The sequence below is a fragment of the Aquimarina sp. AU58 genome (assembly GCF_900312745.1).
Taxonomy (GTDB): Bacteria; Bacteroidota; Bacteroidia; order Flavobacteriales; family Flavobacteriaceae; genus Aquimarina; species Aquimarina spinulae.
Map to the genome: position 1 here is coordinate 337,959 of NZ_OMPD01000008.1, position 22,215 is coordinate 360,173.

Consider the following 22,215-nt stretch of genomic DNA (forward strand, 5'->3'; position numbering starts at 1 on the left):
AAAAACAGATGATTTAATATAGTATTTACTATTGATTTTTATCTTATACTTTGGACAAAAGGAATAAAAAATCGATATTCTTCTCTTTTTAAAGCAAAAAATATCGACTCTAAAGGTTTTATGCCTATATCTAAAACTACATCCTTTCGGGAACGTTAATCCCTAAAAGTTTAAATCCAGATTTAATAGTTTTCCCCACCAGGCTAGAAATTTGAACTCTAAATATTTTTTCCTTATCTGTATCTGCTCCGAATATAGATACATTTTGAAAAAACGAATTATAAGTCTTTACCAAGTCATAAGTATAATTACTAATTATGGCTGGACTAAGTTCATTCGCGGCATTCTGAATAATTTCTGGATAAAGCTCTAATTGTTTAATAAGTTCTTTCTCCTTTTCATGTAACGCTATATCAACTATCGGGGTGTCATGATTAAAATCTGCTTTTCGCAGAATTGCTTGAATACGTGCGTAGGTATATTGTATAAATGGCCCAGTATTTCCTTGAAAATCTACCGATTCTTCGGGATTAAAAAGAATACGTTTTTTGGGATCTACTTTCAAAATAAAATATTTTAATGCCCCAAGACCTATAATACTGTAAATTTCTGCTTTTTCATCTTCTGTATAGCCATCTAATTTACCCAGGTCTTTAGAAATTTCACCAGCAGTCGCTGCCATTTGAGTAATTAAATCATCAGCATCTACTACCGTTCCTTCTCTACTTTTCATTTTACCACTAGGCAAATCAACCATACCATAACTTAGATGATGTAAATATTGTGCCCAGTCATACCCTAATTTTTTCAAAATTAAAAACAACACCTTAAAATGATAATCTTGCTCATTCCCTACAGTATATATCATCCCTCCTATGTCAGGGTTATCCTTAACACGCTGTATTGCTGTTCCTATATCCTGAGTCATATATACTGCAGTACCATCGCTACGCAATACTATTTTTTCGTCAAGACCTTCATCGGTTAGATCACACCATACCGACCCATCTTCTTTTTTGAAAAACACACCTGTAGCCAATCCATCTTCGATATTATCCTTACCAAGAAGATATGTATTACTTTCATAGTAGTAGCTATCAAAATCTACTCCTAAAGTCTTATAGGTTTGATCAAAACCATCATACACCCAACCGTTCATCATTTCCCAAAGCTTCACCACTTCTTCATCTCCTGCTTCCCATTTACGAAGCATTTCCTGGGCTTCTACTATGATCGGAGCTTCCTTTTTCGCGTCCTCTTCTGTTTTACCCGTAGAAATTAACTCAGCAATTTGATCTTTATAGACTTTATCAAATTTCACATAATAATTCCCGACCAATTTATCTCCTTTTAACCCCGTAGATTTTGGTGTTTTTCCATCTCCATATTTCTGCCAGGCTAACATAGATTTACAAATATGTATACCTCTATCATTAATAATTTGGGTTTTATATACTTTTTTACCGCTAGCTTTGATAATTTCTGCTACGGCATATCCTAAAAGATTATTTCTAATATGTCCTAAATGCAGAGGCTTATTTGTATTAGGTGAGGAATACTCTACCATAATCGCCTTATCTTTTTCTGAAGGGGTTACAAAACCATAATGCTCGATATTTTTGATTTCTGCAAAAAAATTAAGGTAATATGAATCTGAAATCACTAGATTTAGAAACCCTTTAACTACATTATAGGCATCAATTTCTTTTATATGCTCTACCAAATACTTCCCTATGGATTCTCCTATCTGAACAGGGTTTCCTTTAACCACACGAAGCATCGGAAACACTACTACAGTAACATCTCCCTCAAATTCTTTTCGGGTAGCTTGTAATTCTACAGATTCCAGATCAGCACTATACAATTGTTGTATTGCTTCTTTTACTTTTTCTGAAATGGTTTGTTGTAAACTCATCTTCTTAAAAAATTAAGCTGCAAAGATAATAGAAATTACACAGCGACACTACGTGTTTTCACATCATTTCATTATATTGTACATAAAAAAACACTAGTCAATAACTCGTACAAAAAATCCCCTGAGTTAAATTTAGAAAACAAATTGCAAAATCGTTTTTCCTTTTGCACCAACACAAGTAGATTGATTATTTATGACGTCAATACTATCTATTTATTATTTTGTATTTGGGGTTTCGTTCTGCAAAATTATATAGCTAAATCAATTTTACTAGGATAAAACGCTAAGTTTTATCGATAAATTGCGTTTTTTTTCGTATTTTTTTTATATTTATTAAAACAACTATATGAGGCAATTTTTACTAATTATTTTTCTATCAACATTATTTTTATCCTGCAATTCTAATCCTGTAAAAGATATTGAATTACACAATTTGGTAGCATTATTAATTGGTGAATTTTCTAATGAAGAACAAGCTGAAAATGATTCTAGTTTTGCTCATCTTAATTTAATTAATATTAGAATCTGGAAAGATAAGCCTGGATATTGGGTATATTCTGAAGTATCAGATGCTAAAGGAGATCATCATGTATACAATCAGATGATATTAAACTATGAACGATTAGACTCTTCGACTATCAAAAGCACAAGTTATAAAATCATTAGTGTAAAGGACCATAGTGCTGATCTAAATAATCCTGAATTCTCTGGCAGACCTTCAACCAAACTCTTTGATAGGTTAACTTTGGATAGTCTGGAAATAAAAACCGGATGTCAAGTATATTTTAAGAAAAAAACTTCGACAATATATTCTGGTAAAACGGGTAAGGGTTCTTGCAACAATAACATTGATTATATCGATTATATTATGAGTACTTATGTGGTTAGTAAAGATAAGATATCGATATGGACCAAAGGATATAACAACAACGGAAAACAAGTATGGGGCAAAATCAAAGGACCTTATAAATACAAAAGAACCGGTAAGTAAAGATCACTTTGTAATTACTTAACAAAATCTGCTAATGTTTTATTTTCTAAAACTTTTAACGTACTATCTCTCACTTCAATCATAACACTATGTACCGCACATTTATCTTCGTCGGGGCAATCGTCGCATTTTTCATAAAAATTAAGACTCACACAAGGCACCATAGCAATAGGTCCTTCTAAAACTCTAATTACAGACGCCATTGTGATATTTTTTGGCTCTTTAATTAAATAATACCCTCCTCCTTTTCCTTTTTTAGATCCTAAAAAACCTGTTTTTCTTAGTGTTAACAGAATGCTCTCTAAAAACTTTTGAGAAATATTCTCATTAGATGCAATCTCTGAGATTAACACGGGATCATCACATCTCTTTTTTGCAATATAAGTAAGTGCCTTTAAGCCATATTTAGTTTTTTTCGAAAGCATACTTTAATTGATTTCTTGTAATTTATAGTTACTGGTTAAGTTTGAAGTTTTAACTACAGCTTATAGAACTACAAACTTTTCGGAAGAAAAACTTCTGCCATCATACAACGTGCACTCCCTCCGCCTAATGTTTCGATTGTATTGAGATCGCTATGAAGAATTGCACAATGCTTTTCTATCCTGGTAATTTGATCTTTAGTTAGACTCTTAAACGCCGCAGATGACATGACAATATAACGCTTATCTCCCAAACCAACAACTTGGAGCATATTACCCGCAAAGTTGTTCACTTGATTTTCAGTAATTGTAATAATCTCTTTACCATCATTTTTTAGATGATTAACAAGGTTTTTGCGTTCTTTTTTATCATCTATAGATTCCAGACATACAACTGTAAATGTTTCTCCTACTCCCATCATTACATTGGTATGATATATTGGCAATCGTTTTTTATTAACCGTTTGATACGCTGTAAAGATAACGGGTGTATATTCAAAATCTTCGCAAAACTCTATAAACAAATCCTCATCTGCTCGAGGAGATAATGCACAATATGCCTTTCTATTTATCCTATCTAAAACCAGACTACCTGTACCTTCAAGAAACAACCCTTCATCTTCAGCGTCGGTATAATCTATAATATTACTTATCTCAAACCCAGATGCTTCTAATTGGTCCAAAACTTCGGGCCTGCGTTCTTTTCTTCTATTTACAGCAAACATCGGATATAACCCTACATCTCCATTTTCATGAAAAGACACCCAATTATTAGGAAAAATAGAATCAGGAGTATCATTTTGGGGATCATCATCAATTACAATTACATGTACCCCAGCCTCTCTTAATACTTTTACAAATTGATTAAACTCTTGTTGAGCTTTAATATTAGCAGTTTCTGTATCTATACCTGCAGTTTCCTGATAGTAATTATTTACAGCCGTTTGTTCATTCATTCTAAATTGAACAGGACGAATCATTACTATCGTATTGGTTATTTGTTTTTTCAAATAAATTTAATTTATCATTTTTTCTGTAATAGTTGCTGTTGTTGCTTTTAACACATCAAAAGCAGCTTCTGCCATCTTATTTCCTTTATTATCTAGCGTAGGATTCACCTCTACTACCTCAAAACAAACAGTTTTCTTTGTTTTTACGAATGCTTGAATAATACGAATCGCTTCATCAATATCAAATCCTCTAGAAACAGGTGTTCCTGTTCCTTTAGAAATCAAATCACAATCCATGCTATCAACATCAAAAGAGACATATATCATATCACAGGATTCTAATCTTTGAATTGCTTCTTCTAAACATTGTTCAAAACCGCGGTAGCGCATTTCTTCTACCATATAATTTTTAATCCCATTTTCTGCGATTACTCCTTCTTCCGGTTCTTCTGTATCTCTCACTCCAAAATACACGACATTTTGGTGTTCTATCTTTTGCCCTTCGATACCAATGTTTTTCATCTTGTTCCACAAATCAACTGTCTCTTCTGACACTTCATTGATCTTAAAACTCAAATTATCATTAGAAAGTGCTGCTGCCAAAGGCATTCCATGAATATTTCCAGAAGGTGATGTATATGGCGAATGCACATCGGCATGAGCATCTATCCATACCACTCCCAATGTTTTGGTTGGAAAAGCTGCCTTTATCCCACTAATTGTACCTAAGGCTGATGAATGATCTCCTGATAATACAATTGGGTATATATCTTCTTTTAGGTTTCTTGATACGCTATTACTTAGTCGGGTACATACATTAAGCACACTCCCTATTCGCTTAGCAAATGAATTGTTTACTTTATTGTATATAGTTTCATTTTCTGTTTCTACATTTTCATAGGGATACAGATTAAAATAATCATCATCTTTATTAATAGCTGCAATTTCTATTGCATCAACTCCCAGATCAGAACCTCTTGTTCCTGCGCCAATATCCGATCTATTTTTAACTAATTTAATTTCTTTCATTACTTATGCTACTGTTTTTAATTGCTTTTAGAAATATGCTACAATTAAAACATCTTTATCCAATATATTTATTGAATTCGTCATGAATTCGTAACTAATTTTAATAATCTATCTCTCTTTAGAGGGGTATAAAGATAAAATAAAAAAGCCTTACTACTATTAATTATAATGTAAGGCCTTTGTATTTTAAAATATCAAACTTTTATCTATTTTCTACTTCCACAAAAGGTCTGGAGTTTTCACCAACATATATTTGTCTTGGTCTTCCAATCGGTTCTTTACGAAGTCTCATCTCTTTCCATTGAGCTATCCATCCTGGTAACCTCCCTAAAGCAAACATCACAGTAAACATTTCTGTTGGTATACCTAAAGCTCTATAAATAATACCTGAGTAAAAATCTACATTCGGATATAGTTTTCTTTGTACAAAGTATTCATCTTCAAGGGCTACTTTAGCTAGTCCTTTAGCAATATCAAGAACTGGATCTTCAATTCCTAAATCACCTAATACTTCTTCTGCTGATTTTTTGATAATCTTAGCTCTTGGATCAAAGTTTTTATATACTCTATGACCAAATCCCATTAAACGGAAAGGGTCACTTTTATCTTTGGCTTTAGCAATATACTTAGCGGTATCTCCTCCATCTGCTTTAATTGCCTCTAGCATTTCTATAACTGCCTGATTTGCCCCTCCATGAAGTGGGCCCCATAATGCAGATATCCCAGCTGATAATGACGCAAACAATCCTGCATGAGAAGATCCAACAATTCTAACAGTAGAAGTAGAACAGTTTTGCTCATGATCTGCATGAAGTATCAATAACTTATCCAATGCATCATATACAAGTTTATTAGGTTCATAAGCTTTATTAGGCCTTCCAAACATCATCTTATGTAAATTTTCTACATATCCCAAAGAGTTATCTCCATAATCTAGCGGAAGACTTTTTCTTTTCCTCATTGTCCAAGCTGCAAGTACTGGGAATTTTGCCAGTATTTTCACAATAGCATTATACATTTCTTCTTCTGAGTCCACATCTACCGATCCTGGATTAAAAGCAATTAATGCATTGGTTAAAGAAGACAGTACTCCCATTGGGTGTGCACTTTTAGGAAACCCATCAAGGATCTTCTTCATATCTTCGTCGACATGAGATTCTTCTTTTATATCTCTATCAAATTTTTCTAGCTCTACTTTTGTTGGTAATTCTCCAAAAATCAATAAATAAGCGACTTCTAAAAAATCTGCCTTTTCTGCCAATTCTTCTATAGAATATCCTCGGTATCTTAAAATTCCTTTTTCTCCATCAAGAAATGTAATACCACTCTCACAACTTCCGGTATTTTTATACCCGGGATCGATGGTTGTAATCCCTCCGGTTACCCCTCTTAGTGTTTTAATATTAATTCCTAATTCTTTCTCTGTTCCTTCTATTATCGGAAACTCATATTTATTACCGTCGATTTCTAACGTAGCTATTTTTGACATTTGATTATTTTAGAATTTTGCTGTTATTGTAGGTTCGCTAAATTACGAAATATAGTGTTAACATAGTATTAATCGTAAGATCATTTTTACCCTTACAACTCATTTTCAAAATTATATAAAAAACAAAACGACTACCTAATTAGATAGTCGCTTTATATTCTATTTATAATTTCTATTACTTTACCTTAAACGCATTTTCTTTTGGAAAATAAGCAATGGTTCCCAACTCTTCTTCAATACGAAGTAATTGATTATATTTTGCCATTCTATCACTACGAGAAGCTGATCCTGTTTTGATTTGCCCTGTATTTAAAGCAACAGCCAGATCAGCAATAGTATTATCTTCTGTTTCACCAGAACGGTGTGACATAACAGAAGTATACCCTGCATTATGTGCCATGTTTACAGCTGCAATAGTTTCAGTAAGAGTTCCTATTTGATTAACTTTAATTAGTATTGAATTGGCAATACCATTTTCAATTCCTTTTGAAAGTCGTTCTACATTAGTAACAAACAAATCGTCACCAACCAATTGAACTTTATCCCCTACTTTATCTGTAAGATATTTCCATCCTTCCCAATCGTTCTCATCCATACCATCTTCTATAGAAATAATTGGGTATTTTGAAGCTAGCTCTGCAAGATAATCTGCTTGTTCTTCACTTGTGCGTATTACTCCTTTATCGCCTTCAAATTTTGTATAGTCATATTTACCATCAACAAAAAATTCTGCTGCTGCACAATCTAGTGCAACCATTATTTCATCTCCAAATTTGTATCCAGCTTTCTCTACTGCAAGGGCAATTGAATCTAAAGCATCTTCTGTTCCATCTAATGCTGGAGCAAATCCTCCTTCATCACCTACAGCAGTACTCAGGCCTCGGTCATGTAATACTTTTTTAAGATTATGAAAGATCTCGGTTCCCATTTGCATGGCATGTGTAAAGTTTTTGGCTTTTACCGGCATAACCATAAATTCCTGAAATGCTATTGGAGCATCACTATGCGAACCTCCATTGATAATATTCATCATTGGCACTGGTAGCGTATTAGCACTTACTCCTCCAACATAACGATATAGTGGCATTCCCAGTTCGTTTGCTGCTGCTTTTGCTGCTGCTAACGAAACTCCTAATATTGCATTAGCACCAAGTTTTGATTTGTTAGAAGTGCCATCTAACTGGATCATAGTCTGATCTAATAAATTTTGATCAAACACAGAATATCCTAATAACTCTTCAGCAATTATTGTATTTACATTTTCGACAGCCTTAAGAACTCCTTTACCCATATATGCTGCACCGCCATCTCGTAGCTCTACAGCTTCGTGTTCTCCAGTAGATGCCCCAGAAGGAACAGCAGCTCTTCCTAAAATACCGTTTTCGGTAATCACGTCTACTTCTACAGTTGGGTTACCACGTGAATCTAAGATTTGTCTAGCGTGAATATTAATAATTACACTCATGTTTTTAATTTATTTTGTTGGATAATTTTAATTCTTCGCAATATACAAAACCAGTATACTTTAGGCCCTTCAAAAAAACCATAATTTACCACAGAATCCGTGATATAACGATCAAGTTATCAACTATAACGTTATAGATTAAAGTTTTATCAAAAAGAATCAAAAGCTACTAAGCTACCGTTATATTATGCTGTAATTTTTGTTTTTTTAATATTCTCGATAAATTGATCAAACAAGTAGATTGAATCATTAGGTCCCGGACTAGCCTCTGGGTGGTATTGTACAGAAAAACAGTTCTTATTTTTCATTTTGATTCCTGCAACGGTATCATCATTAAGATGCACATGAGTTATTTCTACATCAGGATGTGCTTCTGTTTCTTCTCTACGTATTGCGAAACCATGATTCTGTGAAGTGATTTCTCCTTTACCTGTAATCAGATTTTTAACCGGATGATTTATTCCTCTATGCCCGTTATGCATTTTATAAGTACTTATTCCATTAGCTAATGCTATCACCTGATGCCCTAAACAGATACCAAATAGTGGTAAGTCTTTTTCAAGAATCTCTTTTGCTGTTGCAATTGCCTGAGTTAACGGTTCTGGATCACCAGGACCATTAGAAAGAAAGTATCCGTCTGGTTCCCATCCACTCATTTCTTCGAATGTAGCATTATACGGGAATACTTTTACATATGCATCTCGGCTTGTAAGGTTACGTAGTATATTTTTCTTTATTCCTATATCCAAAGCTGAAATCTTATAAGTAGCATTAGGATCACCTACAAAATAAGGTGCTGTGGTAGAAACTTTTGAAGCTAGTTCTAAACCATTCATATCAGGAACCGCTGCAAGTTCTTTTTTTAGTTTATCTACATCATCAACTTCTGTAGAGATTACAGCATTCATTGCTCCATTATCTCTAATATAACTCACTAATGCTCTCGTATCTACATCAGAAATTGCTAAGAGATTATGTTTTTCTAAAAATTCTTGTAAAGAACTATCGGCCCTATCCCGAGAATATTCGTAACTAAAGTTCTTAACAATTAAACCTGCAATTTTAATAGAGTCTGATTCTATTTCGTTTTCATTAGTTCCATAATTACCTATATGTGCATTGGTAGCCACCATTAACTGCCCATAATACGATGGATCTGTAAAAATTTCCTGATACCCTGTCATACCAGTATTAAAACACACTTCACCAAAAGCGCTACCTTCTCTTCCCACAGCTTTGCCATGAAAAATTGTACCATCTGCTAATAAAAGAATTGCTTTTTTTCGAGATTGATATTTCATTTGTTATATCTATTATTTTTAATGGTCTGACAAAATTCACACAGTATTCATTCTGATTAGTTACTATGTTAATTTCATCATTTTCAACTTTATTTGACTGTACAATTTCTGTTTTAACAGAAATCAACTTTTTTAGAATTATTCAAAAAAAAAGGATAAACGACGAACGTTTATCCTTTTATTATTATGTGCAATTCGCATTTTTCATTTATTCTTCTTCAGAGCTAGTAGTTTCTGTTGCTGGTGCTACAGGAGCGGCTTCAGCCTTTTTCCCTTTACCACCTCTTCTTCTAGCTTTCTTCTTAGCAGGCTTACCAGCATTATACAGCTCATTGTAATCTACCAATTCGATCATAGCCATATCTGCATTATCCCCAAGACGATTACCAAGTTTTATAATTCTTGTATATCCTCCTGGTCTATCTCCTACTTTAGCAGCAACATCTCTAAATAATTCTGTAACCGCGTATTTATTACGCAATCTACTGAATACGATACGACGATTATGTGTAGTATCTTCTTTAGATTTTGTCACTAATGGCTCTACAAATTGCTTAAGCGCTTTTGCTTTTGCAACTGTAGTATTGATTCTTTTATGTTCAATTAGGGAACAAGCCATATTAGCAAGCATTGCTTTACGATGTGCTGTTTTTCTTCCTAAATGATTTACTTTCTTTCCGTGTCTCATGACATTTTATTTTAATCATCATCTTGCTCAATCCGCCTCGTGCAGAGAGCAAATTATGATGAGTTAGTCTTTATCTAATTTGTATTTTGAAAGATCCATACCGAAGTTAAGTCCTTTAACATTCACTAATTCTTCTAGTTCTGTTAAAGATTTTTTACCAAAGTTACGGAACTTCATTAAGTCATTTTTATTGTAAGATACCAGATCTCCTAAAGTATCTACCTCTGCAGCTTTTAAACAATTAAGTGCACGTACAGAAAGATCCATATCGATCAATTTAGTTTTTAACAACTGTCTCATGTGAAGTGATTCTTCATCATAAGTTTCTGTTTGTGCAATTTCATCAGCTTCTAATGTAATACGCTCATCAGAGAATAGCATGAAGTGATGGATTAATATTTTAGCAGCTTCGGTTAATGCATCTTTAGGATGAATAGATCCGTCTGTTACAATTTCGAAAACTAATTTTTCGTAATCTGTTTTTTGCTCTACACGATAGTTCTCAATGCTATACTTAACATTTTTGATTGGAGTGTAAATAGAATCTGTAAAAATGGTTCCAATAGGAGCGTTAGCTTTCTTATTTTCTTCAGCAGGAACATAACCTCTACCTTTTTCGATAGTAATTTCTAGGTTAAGTGCTACTTTTTTATCCATGTTACAGATTACAAGATCAGGATTTAACACCTGGAATCCAGAAATAAATTTCTGAAAATCACCAGCAGTTAATTGCTCTTGACCCGAAATAGAGATTGTAACAGATTCATTATCTATATCTTCTATTTGACGCTTAAAACGTACTTGCTTAAGATTTAAGATAATCTCGGTAACATCTTCTACTACTCCAGAGATCGTAGAGAACTCATGATCTACACCTTCTATTCTAAGAGAAGTTATAGCGAATCCCTCTAAAGAAGATAGCAAAACTCTTCGCAAAGCGTTACCAACTGTTAATCCGTACCCAGGTTCTAATGGTCTAAATTCAAATTTACCATCGAACTCTGTGGAGTCGATCATGATAACTTTATCGGGCTTCTGAAAATTTAATATTGCCATGTTATTGTTTCTTCTTTGAGTTATTACTTAGAGTATAATTCGACGATGAATTGTTCATTGATATTTTCCGGAATCTGAATTCTTGCCGGAACAGATACAAAAGTACCTTCTTTAGTATCATTATTGAACGTAATCCACTCATACACTTTGCTATTATTAGCTAGTGAATTCTGAATTACTTCTAATGATTTTGATTTTTCTCTTACCCCAACAACATCTCCTGCTTTTAATTGGTACGAAGGGATGTTAACTTGTTGTCCGTTAACAGTTATGTGTCTGTGAGAAACTAATTGTCTTGCTCCTCTACGAGAATTTGCTAATCCCATTCTGAATACTACATTATCCAAACGAGATTCGCAAAGTTGAAGTAATACCTCACCCGTAATTCCTTGAGCACGTGTTGCTTTTTCGAACATGTTACGGAACTGACGCTCTAATACTCCATACGTATACTTCGCTTTTTGCTTTTCCATTAACTGGATAGCGTACTCACTTTTCTTTCCTCTACGTCTGTTATTTCCGTGTTGTCCCGGTGGGTAATTTCTTTTTTCGAATGACTTATCGTCTCCGAAGATCGCTTCACCAAATTTACGAGCGATTTTAGTTTTTGGACCAGTATATCTTGCCATTATTAATAATTTAGTTACTTAGGATGATTATGAATTAAGGTCTCTTTCCTTCGATAATCAATATTCCTAATTTAGATTTACTTATTGTTATTTATATATAAAAGATCCCGAAATTAAAATTCGGGATAAAATTTATACTCTACGTCTTTTAGGAGGACGGCATCCATTGTGTGGCATTGGAGTAACATCAATAATTTCTGAAACTTCAATACCAGAATTATGAAGAGAACGTATTGCTGATTCTCTACCATTACCAGGACCTTTAACATATACTTTCACCTTCTTAAGTCCAGCCTCGATAGCCACTTTAGAAGCATCTTCTGCAGCTAACTGGGCAGCATAAGGAGTGTTCTTCTTAGAACCTCTAAAACCCATTTTACCAGCAGAAGACCAAGAAATAACGTCTCCCTTTTTATTTGTTAACGAAATAATTATGTTGTTAAAAGAAGCTGTTACGTGTGCTTCTCCTATAGATTCAACAATTACTTTACGTTTTTTTGAAGTTGACTTTGCCATACTACTTATTATTTAGTTGCTTTTTTCTTATTCGCAACTGTTTTTCTTCTTCCTTTACGTGTTCTAGAATTGTTCTTAGTGCGTTGCCCTCTAAGTGGTAAACCAGCTCTATGACGGATACCTCTATAACATCCAATATCCATAAGGCGTTTGATGTTTAACTGTACCTCAGAACGTAATTCTCCTTCAATGGTATAGACTCCAACAGCTTCACGGATACGACCAATTTGGTCATCATCCCAATCTGAAACTTTTACACTTTCATCTACTTTGGCAGTTTCTAAAATTTCTTTAGCTCTACTTCTACCAATTCCGAAGATATAGGTTAATGCTATAACTCCTCGCTTTTGTTTAGGTATATCTACCCCTGCAATTCTTGCCATAATTACCCTTGTCTTTGTTTAAATCTAGGATTCTTTTTATTAATTACGTAAAGTCGGCCTTTTCTACGCACAATCTTGCACTCGGCACTTCTTTTTTTTATTGATGCTCTAACTTTCATCTCTTTGTTTTTAGTTTCCAAAACATACAATTATATCTTTTGGAAGATATCAGTAACAAGATTTTTCGGCCTGCAAAATTACACAAAAAATCTTAATTTACAATATTCTTTAATTATTTAGTATCTATATGTTATACGAGCCTTAGTTAAATCATAAGGACTCATTTCTAACTTTACCTTATCTCCTGGTAATAATTTAATGTAATGCATACGCATCTTACCAGATATATGAGCTGTCACTACGTGACCATTTTCTAGTTCTACACGAAACATTGCATTTGATAATGCTTCGATGATACTTCCGTCTTGTTCTATTGCTGGTTGTTTTGCCATTATGCTACTGCTTTACGGTTTTTACCAGTTTTCATTAATCCATCATAATGTCTATTTAACAAATATGAATTAACCTGTTGCATTGTATCGATAGCTACACCTACCATAATAAGTAGAGAAGTTCCTCCGAAAAACAATGCCCAACCTTGTTGTACATTCAACAATTTAACTGCTATCGCAGGAAACACTGCAATTAGCGCCAAGAATATTGATCCTGGCAATGTGATCTGAGACATGATTTTATCTAAATATTCTGATGTTTCACTTCCCGGGCGAATACCAGGAATAAAACCACCACTACGTTTCAAATCGTCTGCCATTTTATTTGTTGGCACCGTGATAGCTGTATAAAAATATGTAAATATGATAATCAATACTGCAAACAAAACATTATACCAAAACCCAAAAATATCGCTAAATGCTGCAGCAATACCTTGAGAGGTTTCTGAATCTGACAAACCAGCTACAGCGGCAGGTACGAACATAATTGCTTGAGCAAAAATGATAGGCATTACCCCTGAAGCATTTAATTTTAAAGGTATATATTGACGGGATCCAAAAACATTCTTCTCGTATCCTCCTCCAGCTGTTCTTCTAGCATATTGAACAGGTATTTGACGTACCGCCATTACCAACAATACTGATGCTAATATAATTACAAACCAGATAACCAGTTCTATCAATACCATAATCATTCCTCCTCCATCTCCTGAAGTTCTTGATGCAAAGTTTTGCACAAATGATTGTGGTAGAGTAGCAATAATACCCACCATAATTAAAAGAGAGATACCATTACCTATACCTTTATCTGTAATTTTTTCACCTAACCACATGGCAAAAATACAACCTGTAGATATAATGATTACAGAAGACACAACAAAAACTGTTTGATTAGGAATCACAAAAGCTTCTGCCGGAAGTGTTGCAAACAGATTATAGATATATCCTGGTCCTTGAACCAAAGTAATAGCAATAGTTAACCAACGTGTAATTTGGTTAATCTTTTTTCTACCACTTTCTCCTTCTTTTTGTAGTTTTTGTAAATAAGGAATAGCTATTCCCATTAACTGCACTACAATTGAGGCTGATATATATGGCATAATACCTAATGCAAATACTGAAGCGTTAGCGAAAGCTCCTCCTGTAAACGCGTTAAGTAATCCCAACAAACCATCTTGAGTTTGTGTTCCCAGGTTTGCTAATTCTGAAGCATCTATTCCTGGAAGTACTATTTGCGCCCCAAATCGATATACTAAAAGTAATCCTAGTGTAACTAAGATTCTATTCTTTAGTTCTTCGATTTTCCAAATGTTTTTTATTGTGTCAATAAATTTCATGAATTGTCTATTATAAGGTTACTGCTTCACCACCTGCTGCTTCTATAGCAGCTTTTGCAGTGGCTGTAAATTTGTGAGCTGAAACTTTTAATTTTGCTTTCAGTTCACCTCTTCCCAATATTTTAACCAAATCATTTTTCCCCGCCAAACGTGTAGTTAAAATCACATCCAGATCAACAGTATCTTTAATTTTACCATCATCTACTAATTTTTGTAGTGTGTCTAAATTAATCCCTTGATACTCTTTTCTGTTGATGTTTTTAAAACCAAATTTTGGCACACGTCTTTGAAGTGGCATTTGCCCACCTTCAAAACCTATCTTTTTAGAATATCCAGAACGTGATTTTGCTCCTTTATGTCCACGAGTAGCAGTTCCTCCCTTTCCAGAACCTTGTCCACGACCTACTCGTTTGCTATTGTTTTTTACCGAACCTGCAGCAGGTTTTAAGTTACTTAAATCCATGTGCTTTTATTATTTTGTTTCTATCGAAACTAAATGTTTAACTTTATTTACCATCCCAAGGATATTAGGAGTATCTTCATGCTCCACAACCTGGCCGATCTTTTTAAGACCTAGAGCCTCTAGGGTTCTCTTCTGTCTCTGAGTACGGTTAATCGCACTTTTTACTTTAGTAATTTTAATCTTTGCCATCGTTCCTGAATTTATCCTTTAAACACTTTCTCTAGTGAAACTCCACGTTGAGCTGCTACTTGTTGCGCACTACGCAATTGTAACAAAGCATCAAACGTTGCTTTCACCACATTGTGTGGGTTAGACGATCCTTGGTTTTTAGAAAGTACATCATGTACCCCTACAGATTCTAATACTGCACGGATTGCTCCACCAGCAATTACCCCGGTACCTGTAGCAGCAGGTAAGAGTAAAACTCTTGCTCCACCGTACTTACCTTTTTGTTCATGAGGTAATGTACCTTTATGTAATGGAATACGAACCAAATTCTTTTTTGCATCTTCTACTGCCTTAGCGATAGCTTCTGCTACCTCTTTAGACTTACCTAAACCGTGACCTACAACACCGTTTTCGTCACCTACAACAACTATAGCCGAGAAACCAAATGCTCTACCTCCTTTAGTTACCTTAGTTACACGTTGTACACCAACTAAACGATCTTTAAGTTCAAGCCCGCTTGGTTTTACTAATTCTGCGTTTTTATATTTTTGATACATATTTTCTTAGAATTTAAGTCCTGCTTCTCTAGCACCGTCTGCTAATGATTTTACTCTACCGTGATACAAATACCCCCCTCTATCAAAGGATACTGTTTCTACACCAGCTTTCTTAGCTTTTTCAGCAAGCGCTTTTCCTACTAAGTTTGCTTTTTCTATCTTACTTCCTTTTGCTGAAGCAATGTCTTTATCTCTTGAAGAAGCAGCACTGATTGTTTTACCAGTTACATCATCTATGACTTGAGCATAGATTTCTTTATTACTTCTAAAAACAGATAATCTAGGACGTTGTTCTGTACCGCTTACATTACCGCGGATACGCTTTCTTATCTTTAATCTTCTTAAATCTTTTGAGAATGCCATAACGTTAGTTATTATGCAGATTTACCTGCTTTTCTTCTTAATTGTTCTCCTACGAATTTGACTCCCTTCCCTTTATAAGGTTCTGGTTTACGGAAGCCTCTAATTTTAGCTGCTATCTGACCCACCAATTGCTTATCATGAGAAGTTAATTTTACGATAGGGTTCTTACCTTTTTCTGAAATAGTTTCAACCTTAACTTCTGGTGCTATGTCTAAAACTATATTATGAGAGAATCCCAAAGCCAAATCTAATTTCTGACCCTGATTAGAAGCTCTATAACCAACTCCTACCAATTCTAACTCTTTGGTAAATCCTTCAGAAACTCCATTAACCATATTATTAATCAAAGCTCTATATAAACCGTGCTTTGCTTTATGATCTTTGGCTTCGCTAGGTCTTTCTAGAACTACCTGGCCCTCTTCGACTTTCACACCGATACTATCGATTTTCTGAGAAAGCTCTCCTAATTTTCCTTTAACAGTAACAACATTACCTGTCACTTCAACAGTGACACCAGACGGAATAGTTACTGGATTTTTTCCTATTCTTGACATTTCTTTTGTCTTTTATACTGTTAATATACGTAACAAAGTACTTCACCACCTACATTCTCTTGCTTTGCACGTTTACCGGTCATTACACCATGAGAAGTAGAGACTATTGCAACACCTAATCCGTTAAGAATTCTTGGGATATCATTAGACCCTGCATACTTACGTAAACCTGGCTTACTGATTCTTTGTAATTCTTTAATAACTGGTTCTTTAGTTATTTTATCGTATTTAAGTGCTATTTTGATAGTACCTTGCGTTGTATTATCTTCAAATTTATAACTTAAAATATATCCTTGATCGAATAATATCTTAGTGATCTCTTTTTTAACCTTCGATGCTGGAATCTCAACTACTCTGTGCTGAGCACTATTTGCATTACGAATTCTGGTTAAATAATCTGCTATAGGATCTGTATTCATTGTTTATAATTTATGGTTTTGGTTTTCAATTTTTTAATTGAACCTTAAACCAATTAATTTACTTTTTATTACCAACTAGCTTTTGTTACTCCCGGAATTAATCCTTTGTTCGCCATCTCTCTGAATGTTACACGAGAAATCCCAAACTGACGCATATATCCTTTTGGTCTTCCTGTTAACTTGCAACGATTATGCTTACGAATTGGCGAAGCATTTTTAGGCAACTTCTGTAATGCTTCATAATCTCCAGCTTCTTTTAAAGCTTTACGTTTTTCAGCATACTTTGCTACAGTTTTTGCTCTCTTCACCTCACGGGCTTTCATTGATTCTTTAGCCATAATTAATTCTTTTTAAAAGGTAATCCTAGTTCGGTTAACAATGATTTTGCTTCTTTATCGGTTTTTGCCGAAGTTTCGAAAGTAATGTTCATTCCTGAAATCTTATTTACTTTATCGATATCGATCTCGGGAAAAATAATCTGCTCAAGAACACCTAATGAATAATTACCTCTACCATCAAAACCTGTAGCTTTAATTCCGTTAAAATCTCTAACACGTGGTAAAGCTGAAGTAATAAGACGATCTAAAAATTCGTACATTCTCTCTCCTCTTAACGTAACTTTTGCTCCAATTGGCATTCCTTTACGTAATTTGAAAGAAGCAACATCTTTTTTAGAAATCGTTGCTATAGCTTTCTGACCTGTTATATTTGTTAATTCGTCTACTGCATAGTCGATTAACTTTTTATCAGCTACTGCTGCTCCAACACCTCTACTTAAAACTATTTTTTTAAGTTTTGGTACTTGCATTACATTATCATAGCTGAATTCTTCTGTAAGAGCAGACACTACTCTGTCTTTATACTCTTGTTTTAATCTTGGGATATAAGCCATAATTATATTACTTCATTAGATTTTTTAGAAAATCTCACTTTCTTATCTCCTTCTATTCTATATCCTATTCTTGTTGTTTCACCTTTAGCGGTTAACAATGATAAGTTAGAAATATGAATAGGTGCTTCTTGTTTTACAATACCACCTTGTGGATTTGTAGCACTAGGCTTCTGGTGTTTTGACACTAAGTTCACACCTTCTACAATTGCCTTGTTCTTATCTTTCAATACTTTTTGTACAGTTCCCTCTTGACCTTTATTGTCTCCAGCAATAACTCGCACAGTATCTCCTGATTTTATTTTTAGCTTTGTCATCTTCACAAATGTTTTAAAGCACTTCTGGCGCTAGTGAAACAATCTTCATGAATTGCTTATCACGAAGTTCTCTTGCTACTGGACCAAACACACGTGTTCCTCTCATTTCTCCTGTAGGAGTTAATAGAACACACGCGTTATCATCAAAACGGATATAAGAACCGTCTGGTCTACGCACTTCTTTTTTGGTACGAACTACAACTGCAGTTGAAACTGCTCCTTTTTTAATGTTTCCATTTGGAGTTGCTTCTTTTACACTGACAACTATTTTGTCTCCTACAGAGGCGTATCTTCTTTTTGTACCACCTAAAACACGAATGACTAAAACTTCTTTTCCACCTGTGTTATCGGCTACTTTTAATCTAGACTCTTGTTGTACCATAATTACTTCGCTCTTTCAATTACTTCTACTAATCTCCAGCATTTGGTTTTACTCAAAGGTCTTGTTTCCATGATCTTTACAGTATCACCAATATTGCAGTCGTTTTTCTCGTCGTGTGCAACGTATTTTTTCGTTTTTAACACGAATTTTCCGTACATAGGATGTTTTACTTTTTTAACTTCAGCAACCACAATGGATTTCTGCATTTTGTTACTAGTAACAACTCCTATACGCTCTTTTCTTAAATTTCTTTTTTCCATCTTTCAGCAGAATTAACCGTTTAATTCTCTTTTTGTTAGCTCTGTAGCCATTCTCGCAATAGATCTTCTTACTTTACGTAATTGTAAAGGGTTTTCTAAGGGAGACATAGCGTGAGCCATTCTTAAATCTGAATACGCTTTTTGAGATTTACCAAGTTCCTCTTGTAATTCAGCTGTAGATAATTCTTTTACTTCTGATTGTTTCATAATCCTCAAATATTAAGCTTGATAATCTCTAGCTACTATAAACTTAGTTTTTACAGGAAGCTTCTGAGCTGCCAGACGTAAAGCTTCTTTAGCTACGTCATAAGGCACTCCGCTTATTTCAAATAATATTCTTCCTGGTTTTACTACTGCTGCCCAATACTCAACAGCACCTTTTCCTTTACCCATACGTACTTCAAGAGGTTTCTTAGTTATAGGCTTGTCTGGGAAAATTTTAATCCACAGAGAACCTTCTCTCTTCATATAACGAGTAGCAGAAATACGAGCTGCTTCTATTTGTCTAGCAGTAACAAAACTTGAATCTAATGATTTGATTCCGAAAGTACCATTAGAAAGTGTGTGTCCTCTTTGAGAAAGACCTTTCATACGTCCTTTTTGTTGCTTACGGAATTTTGTTCTTTTAGGCTGTAACATTGTTAATTTACTTTAAAAAATTACTTTCTACGACGTGATTTGTTATTACCTCCACTTCGTCCACCTCTGTCACCTTTTCCTTGTTTTTTGGATAAACCAACCAAAGGAGAAAGCTCTCTTTTACCATATACTTCGCCTTTCATAATCCATACTTTAACACCCAATCTACCATAAGTAGTGTGTGATTCTACCAAAGCATAATCTATGTCAGCTCTAAATGTTGATAAAGGAATACGACCTTCTTTATAAGACTCTGTACGTGCCATTTCTGCACCGTTCAAACGTCCTGAAATCTGGATTTTGATACCTTCTGCATTCATTCTCATTGCTGCCGCGATAGCCATTTTAATAGCACGACGATATGAGATCCGGCTTTCGATTTGTCTTGCGACACTCGATCCTACCAAAAATGCATCAAGTTCTGGTCTTTTGATTTCAAAAATATTGATCTGAACTTCCTTTTCTGTAATTTTCTTAAGCTCTTCTTTTAACTTGTCTACCTCTTGACCACCTTTTCCGATAATAATACCAGGTCTGGCAGTAGTGATAGTAACGGTTACAAGTTTAAGCGTACGCTCAATAATTACTCTAGATACACTAGCTTTTGATAAACGTGCGTGTACATACTTTCTAATCTTATCGTCTTCGGCAAGTTTGTCACCGTAGTCATTACCTCCGTACCAGTTAGATTCCCATCCTCTGATAATACCAAGGCGATTTCCGATTGGATTTGTCTTCTGTCCCATAGTTTATATTAGCTTTGTGTATTATTGTTTGCTGCAACCACTATTGTTACGTGGTTAGAGCGTTTTCTTATTCTGTGTGCACGACCCTGTGGAGCAGGACGAAGTCTTTTTAACATACTCCCTCCATCTACACGAATCTCTTTTACAAAAAGATCTGCATCTTCGATGCTAGCGTCTTCATTTTTCGCCTGCCAGTTTGCTATTGCCGAAAGCAATAACTTTTCTAAACGACGTGATGCTTCTTTAGGGTTAAATCTAAGAATATGAAGCGCCTTTTCAACTTTTACACCACGAACTAAATCCGCTACTAAACGCATCTTACGAGGTGACGTAGGGCAGTTATTAAGTTTAGCAAAAGCGATTTGCTTTTTCTCTTCCTTAATTCTTTCTGCCATTTCTCTTTTACGAACTCCCATGACTTAAATTATTTTTTACCTTTATTTTTAGCACCAGCGTGTCCTCTAAAGGAACGTGTTGGCGAAAATTCTCCTAATTTATGACCTACCATATTCTCGGTAATATATACCGGTACAAATTGGCGACCATTATGAACTGCAATTGTTTGCCCTACAAAGTCAGGAGTAATCATAGATGCTCTAGACCAAGTCTTAATAACAGACTTTTTATTAGCTTCTACATTTGCAGCTACTTTTTTCTCTAACTTATAGTGAACGTAAGGTCCTTTTTTTAATGAACGTGCCATATCTTATTATTTCTTTCTACGTTCTACAATATACTTATTACTCGCTTTCGTTTTAGAACGGGTTCTAAATCCTTTTGCAGGAAGACCTTTTCTAGAACGTGGGTGACCTCCAGAAGAGCGTCCTTCTCCACCACCCATTGGGTGATCAACAGGGTTCATCGCTACTGGTCTTGTACGAGGACGACGACCTAACCATCTTGTTCTACCAGCTTTACCTCCTACGATCAATTGATGATCACTATTAGATATAGCACCTATAGTAGCTACACAGTTAACTAATATCATTCTCACTTCACCAGAAGGTAATTTTACCGTAGCAAACTTACCATCTCTAGCCATAAGCTGAGCGAATGATCCAGCACTACGAGCCATAACAGCACCTTGACCTGGACGTAATTCTATACAAGAAATGATTGTACCTAGTGGAATATCACTAAGTGGCATAGCGTTACCGATCTCTGGAGCTACATTGCTACCAGAAACGACATTCTGACCTACCTGTAAACCATTTTGAGCGATAACATAGCGCTTCTCACCATCTTGGTAATTTAGCAACGCTATAAATGCAGTTCTGTTTGGATCGTATTCTATTGTTGCAACGGTAGCAGGAATTCCCTGTTTATCACGTTTAAAATCAATAATACGATACCTTCTTTTATGACCACCACCTTTGTAGCGCATAGTCATTTTTCCTTGACTGTTTCTACCTCCAGATCTTTTTTTCGGAGCCAATAGGCTTTTTTCCGGCTTATCAGTAGTAATGGCGTCAAATCCATTTACTACTCTAAAACGCTGACCTGGGGTAATTGGCTTTAATTTTCTTACTGACATTTTCTAGTCTTAAAGATTACTATATAAATCAATTACTTCACCTTCCGCCACCTGTACAATTGCTTTTTTATAAGCACTTGTTTTACCAGTGACCATACCTGTTTTTGTATAACGAGTATTACGATCTGGACGGACATTTATTGTTCGAACTTTAGTAACAGATACACCATAAGCAGCTTCAACTGCTTTCTTGATCTCTACCTTATTCGCTTTCTTATCTACTACAAAACCATAGCGGTTAAACACTTCACTATCTGCAGTAGCCTTTTCTGTAATAATAGGTTTTATTAAGATACTCATG

The 22,215-nt window shown here is 34.8% G+C and carries 34 protein-coding genes; 1 reads left to right on the forward strand and 33 read right to left on the reverse strand.

The window, feature by feature from the left end:
* Positions 1-136 precede the first annotated feature (136 nt).
* Entirely contained in the window at positions 137-1,915 is a 1,779-nt protein-coding gene (gene argS / locus DK441_RS05895; RefSeq protein WP_109097911.1) for an arginine--tRNA ligase, read from the reverse strand.
* A gap of 346 nt (positions 1,916-2,261) precedes the next feature.
* On the opposite strand from argS, the gene DK441_RS05900 reads away from it, so the two are divergent.
* Positions 2,262-2,906 carry a chromophore lyase CpcT/CpeT gene (locus tag DK441_RS05900; RefSeq protein ID WP_109097912.1) on the forward strand — a complete coding sequence of 215 codons (645 nt, stop codon included), beginning with the start codon at positions 2,262-2,264 and terminating at the stop codon, positions 2,904-2,906.
* 14 nt (positions 2,907-2,920) lie between these two features.
* On the opposite strand, the gene DK441_RS05905 is transcribed toward DK441_RS05900, so the two are convergent.
* The 32 genes from DK441_RS05905 to rplW all read right to left on the reverse strand — a co-directional run bounded on the left by DK441_RS05905 (position 2,921) and on the right by rplW (position 22,214).
* Positions 2,921-3,331 (reverse strand): Rrf2 family transcriptional regulator, encoded by a 411-nt coding sequence (locus DK441_RS05905; protein ID WP_025666472.1) that lies wholly within the window; start codon positions 3,329-3,331, stop codon positions 2,921-2,923.
* A gap of 68 nt (positions 3,332-3,399) precedes the next feature.
* Positions 3,400-4,308 (reverse strand): citrulline utilization hydrolase CtlX, encoded by a 909-nt coding sequence (gene ctlX / locus DK441_RS05910; protein WP_109097913.1) that lies wholly within the window; start codon positions 4,306-4,308, stop codon positions 3,400-3,402.
* A 36-nt stretch (positions 4,309-4,344) separates the two neighbouring features.
* Positions 4,345-5,307 carry an arginase gene (locus DK441_RS05915; RefSeq protein ID WP_109097914.1) on the reverse strand — a complete coding sequence of 321 codons (963 nt, stop codon included), beginning with the start codon at positions 5,305-5,307 and terminating at the stop codon, positions 4,345-4,347.
* Positions 5,308-5,509: 202 nt separating this feature from the next.
* On the reverse strand, positions 5,510-6,796 hold the full coding sequence (locus DK441_RS05920) for a citrate synthase (protein ID WP_109097915.1): 1,287 nt from the start codon (positions 6,794-6,796) through the stop codon (positions 5,510-5,512).
* Between the two features lie 175 nt (positions 6,797-6,971).
* Entirely contained in the window at positions 6,972-8,261 is a 1,290-nt protein-coding gene (gene eno, locus DK441_RS05925) for a phosphopyruvate hydratase (RefSeq protein WP_025666468.1), read from the reverse strand.
* A 185-nt stretch (positions 8,262-8,446) separates the two neighbouring features.
* The gene (gene carA, locus DK441_RS05930) at positions 8,447-9,562 is read right to left on the reverse strand and encodes a glutamine-hydrolyzing carbamoyl-phosphate synthase small subunit (RefSeq protein WP_109097916.1); all 1,116 of its coding nucleotides are present in this window, start codon (positions 9,560-9,562) and stop codon (positions 8,447-8,449) included.
* A 208-nt stretch (positions 9,563-9,770) separates the two neighbouring features.
* Entirely contained in the window at positions 9,771-10,250 is a 480-nt protein-coding gene (rplQ, locus tag DK441_RS05935; RefSeq protein ID WP_025666466.1) for a 50S ribosomal protein L17, read from the reverse strand.
* Positions 10,251-10,313: 63 nt separating this feature from the next.
* The gene (locus tag DK441_RS05940) at positions 10,314-11,306 is read right to left on the reverse strand and encodes a DNA-directed RNA polymerase subunit alpha (RefSeq protein WP_024770856.1); all 993 of its coding nucleotides are present in this window, start codon (positions 11,304-11,306) and stop codon (positions 10,314-10,316) included.
* A gap of 23 nt (positions 11,307-11,329) precedes the next feature.
* Positions 11,330-11,935: a 30S ribosomal protein S4 gene (gene rpsD / locus DK441_RS05945; protein ID WP_025666465.1), complete on the reverse strand. Its 606-nt coding sequence runs from the start codon at positions 11,933-11,935 to the stop codon at positions 11,330-11,332.
* Between the two features lie 132 nt (positions 11,936-12,067).
* Complete coding sequence (rpsK, locus tag DK441_RS05950) at positions 12,068-12,451, reverse strand: 30S ribosomal protein S11 (protein ID WP_074408993.1); 384 nt, start codon at positions 12,449-12,451, stop codon at positions 12,068-12,070.
* Between the two features lie 8 nt (positions 12,452-12,459).
* The gene (gene rpsM, locus DK441_RS05955) at positions 12,460-12,834 is read right to left on the reverse strand and encodes a 30S ribosomal protein S13 (RefSeq protein WP_024770859.1); all 375 of its coding nucleotides are present in this window, start codon (positions 12,832-12,834) and stop codon (positions 12,460-12,462) included.
* Positions 12,835-12,836: 2 nt separating this feature from the next.
* On the reverse strand, positions 12,837-12,953 hold the full coding sequence (gene ykgO / locus DK441_RS05960; protein WP_013621733.1) for a type B 50S ribosomal protein L36: 117 nt from the start codon (positions 12,951-12,953) through the stop codon (positions 12,837-12,839).
* A 117-nt stretch (positions 12,954-13,070) separates the two neighbouring features.
* The gene (gene infA / locus DK441_RS05965; protein ID WP_008613577.1) at positions 13,071-13,286 is read right to left on the reverse strand and encodes a translation initiation factor IF-1; all 216 of its coding nucleotides are present in this window, start codon (positions 13,284-13,286) and stop codon (positions 13,071-13,073) included.
* A complete protein-coding gene (gene secY, locus DK441_RS05970) occupies positions 13,286-14,623 on the reverse strand; it encodes a preprotein translocase subunit SecY (RefSeq protein ID WP_025666462.1) in 1,338 nt (445 codons plus the stop codon). Before secY ends, infA begins: the two co-directional genes overlap by 1 nt.
* Positions 14,624-14,633: 10 nt before the next feature.
* Complete coding sequence (gene rplO, locus DK441_RS05975) at positions 14,634-15,086, reverse strand: 50S ribosomal protein L15 (protein ID WP_025666461.1); 453 nt, start codon at positions 15,084-15,086, stop codon at positions 14,634-14,636.
* Between the two features lie 9 nt (positions 15,087-15,095).
* Complete coding sequence (gene rpmD / locus DK441_RS05980) at positions 15,096-15,275, reverse strand: 50S ribosomal protein L30 (protein WP_024770862.1); 180 nt, start codon at positions 15,273-15,275, stop codon at positions 15,096-15,098.
* An 11-nt stretch (positions 15,276-15,286) separates the two neighbouring features.
* Complete coding sequence (gene rpsE, locus DK441_RS05985; protein WP_034243868.1) at positions 15,287-15,811, reverse strand: 30S ribosomal protein S5; 525 nt, start codon at positions 15,809-15,811, stop codon at positions 15,287-15,289.
* 6 nt (positions 15,812-15,817) lie between these two features.
* The gene (gene rplR / locus DK441_RS05990) at positions 15,818-16,174 is read right to left on the reverse strand and encodes a 50S ribosomal protein L18 (RefSeq protein ID WP_025666459.1); all 357 of its coding nucleotides are present in this window, start codon (positions 16,172-16,174) and stop codon (positions 15,818-15,820) included.
* An 11-nt stretch (positions 16,175-16,185) separates the two neighbouring features.
* A complete protein-coding gene (gene rplF / locus DK441_RS05995) occupies positions 16,186-16,728 on the reverse strand; it encodes a 50S ribosomal protein L6 (RefSeq protein ID WP_109097917.1) in 543 nt (180 codons plus the stop codon).
* A 20-nt stretch (positions 16,729-16,748) separates the two neighbouring features.
* Positions 16,749-17,147 (reverse strand): 30S ribosomal protein S8, encoded by a 399-nt coding sequence (gene rpsH, locus DK441_RS06000; RefSeq protein ID WP_025666457.1) that lies wholly within the window; start codon positions 17,145-17,147, stop codon positions 16,749-16,751.
* A gap of 68 nt (positions 17,148-17,215) precedes the next feature.
* The gene (gene rpsN, locus DK441_RS06005; RefSeq protein ID WP_025666456.1) at positions 17,216-17,485 is read right to left on the reverse strand and encodes a 30S ribosomal protein S14; all 270 of its coding nucleotides are present in this window, start codon (positions 17,483-17,485) and stop codon (positions 17,216-17,218) included.
* Between the two features lie 2 nt (positions 17,486-17,487).
* Complete coding sequence (rplE, locus tag DK441_RS06010; RefSeq protein WP_025666455.1) at positions 17,488-18,039, reverse strand: 50S ribosomal protein L5; 552 nt, start codon at positions 18,037-18,039, stop codon at positions 17,488-17,490.
* 2 nt (positions 18,040-18,041) lie between these two features.
* Positions 18,042-18,353 carry a 50S ribosomal protein L24 gene (gene rplX / locus DK441_RS06015; protein WP_025666454.1) on the reverse strand — a complete coding sequence of 104 codons (312 nt, stop codon included), beginning with the start codon at positions 18,351-18,353 and terminating at the stop codon, positions 18,042-18,044.
* Positions 18,354-18,366: 13 nt separating this feature from the next.
* Positions 18,367-18,735 carry a 50S ribosomal protein L14 gene (gene rplN / locus DK441_RS06020; RefSeq protein ID WP_024770870.1) on the reverse strand — a complete coding sequence of 123 codons (369 nt, stop codon included), beginning with the start codon at positions 18,733-18,735 and terminating at the stop codon, positions 18,367-18,369.
* Positions 18,736-18,737: 2 nt separating this feature from the next.
* Positions 18,738-18,995, reverse strand: coding sequence for a 30S ribosomal protein S17 (gene rpsQ / locus DK441_RS06025; protein ID WP_025666453.1), 258 nt, complete (start codon positions 18,993-18,995; stop codon positions 18,738-18,740).
* Between the two features lie 12 nt (positions 18,996-19,007).
* Positions 19,008-19,202, reverse strand: a complete 195-nt coding sequence (gene rpmC, locus DK441_RS06030) for a 50S ribosomal protein L29 (protein WP_025666452.1) — start codon at positions 19,200-19,202, stop codon at positions 19,008-19,010.
* 12 nt (positions 19,203-19,214) lie between these two features.
* Positions 19,215-19,634 carry a 50S ribosomal protein L16 gene (gene rplP / locus DK441_RS06035; protein WP_025666451.1) on the reverse strand — a complete coding sequence of 140 codons (420 nt, stop codon included), beginning with the start codon at positions 19,632-19,634 and terminating at the stop codon, positions 19,215-19,217.
* A gap of 20 nt (positions 19,635-19,654) precedes the next feature.
* Entirely contained in the window at positions 19,655-20,380 is a 726-nt protein-coding gene (gene rpsC, locus DK441_RS06040; protein ID WP_025666450.1) for a 30S ribosomal protein S3, read from the reverse strand.
* Positions 20,381-20,388: 8 nt separating this feature from the next.
* A complete protein-coding gene (rplV, locus tag DK441_RS06045) occupies positions 20,389-20,796 on the reverse strand; it encodes a 50S ribosomal protein L22 (RefSeq protein WP_024770875.1) in 408 nt (135 codons plus the stop codon).
* Between the two features lie 8 nt (positions 20,797-20,804).
* Entirely contained in the window at positions 20,805-21,083 is a 279-nt protein-coding gene (gene rpsS, locus DK441_RS06050) for a 30S ribosomal protein S19 (protein ID WP_024770876.1), read from the reverse strand.
* Between the two features lie 6 nt (positions 21,084-21,089).
* Positions 21,090-21,914, reverse strand: a complete 825-nt coding sequence (rplB, locus tag DK441_RS06055) for a 50S ribosomal protein L2 (protein ID WP_074408995.1) — start codon at positions 21,912-21,914, stop codon at positions 21,090-21,092.
* 9 nt (positions 21,915-21,923) lie between these two features.
* On the reverse strand, positions 21,924-22,214 hold the full coding sequence (gene rplW / locus DK441_RS06060; RefSeq protein WP_024770878.1) for a 50S ribosomal protein L23: 291 nt from the start codon (positions 22,212-22,214) through the stop codon (positions 21,924-21,926).
* Between the last annotated feature and the right edge of the window lies 1 nt (position 22,215).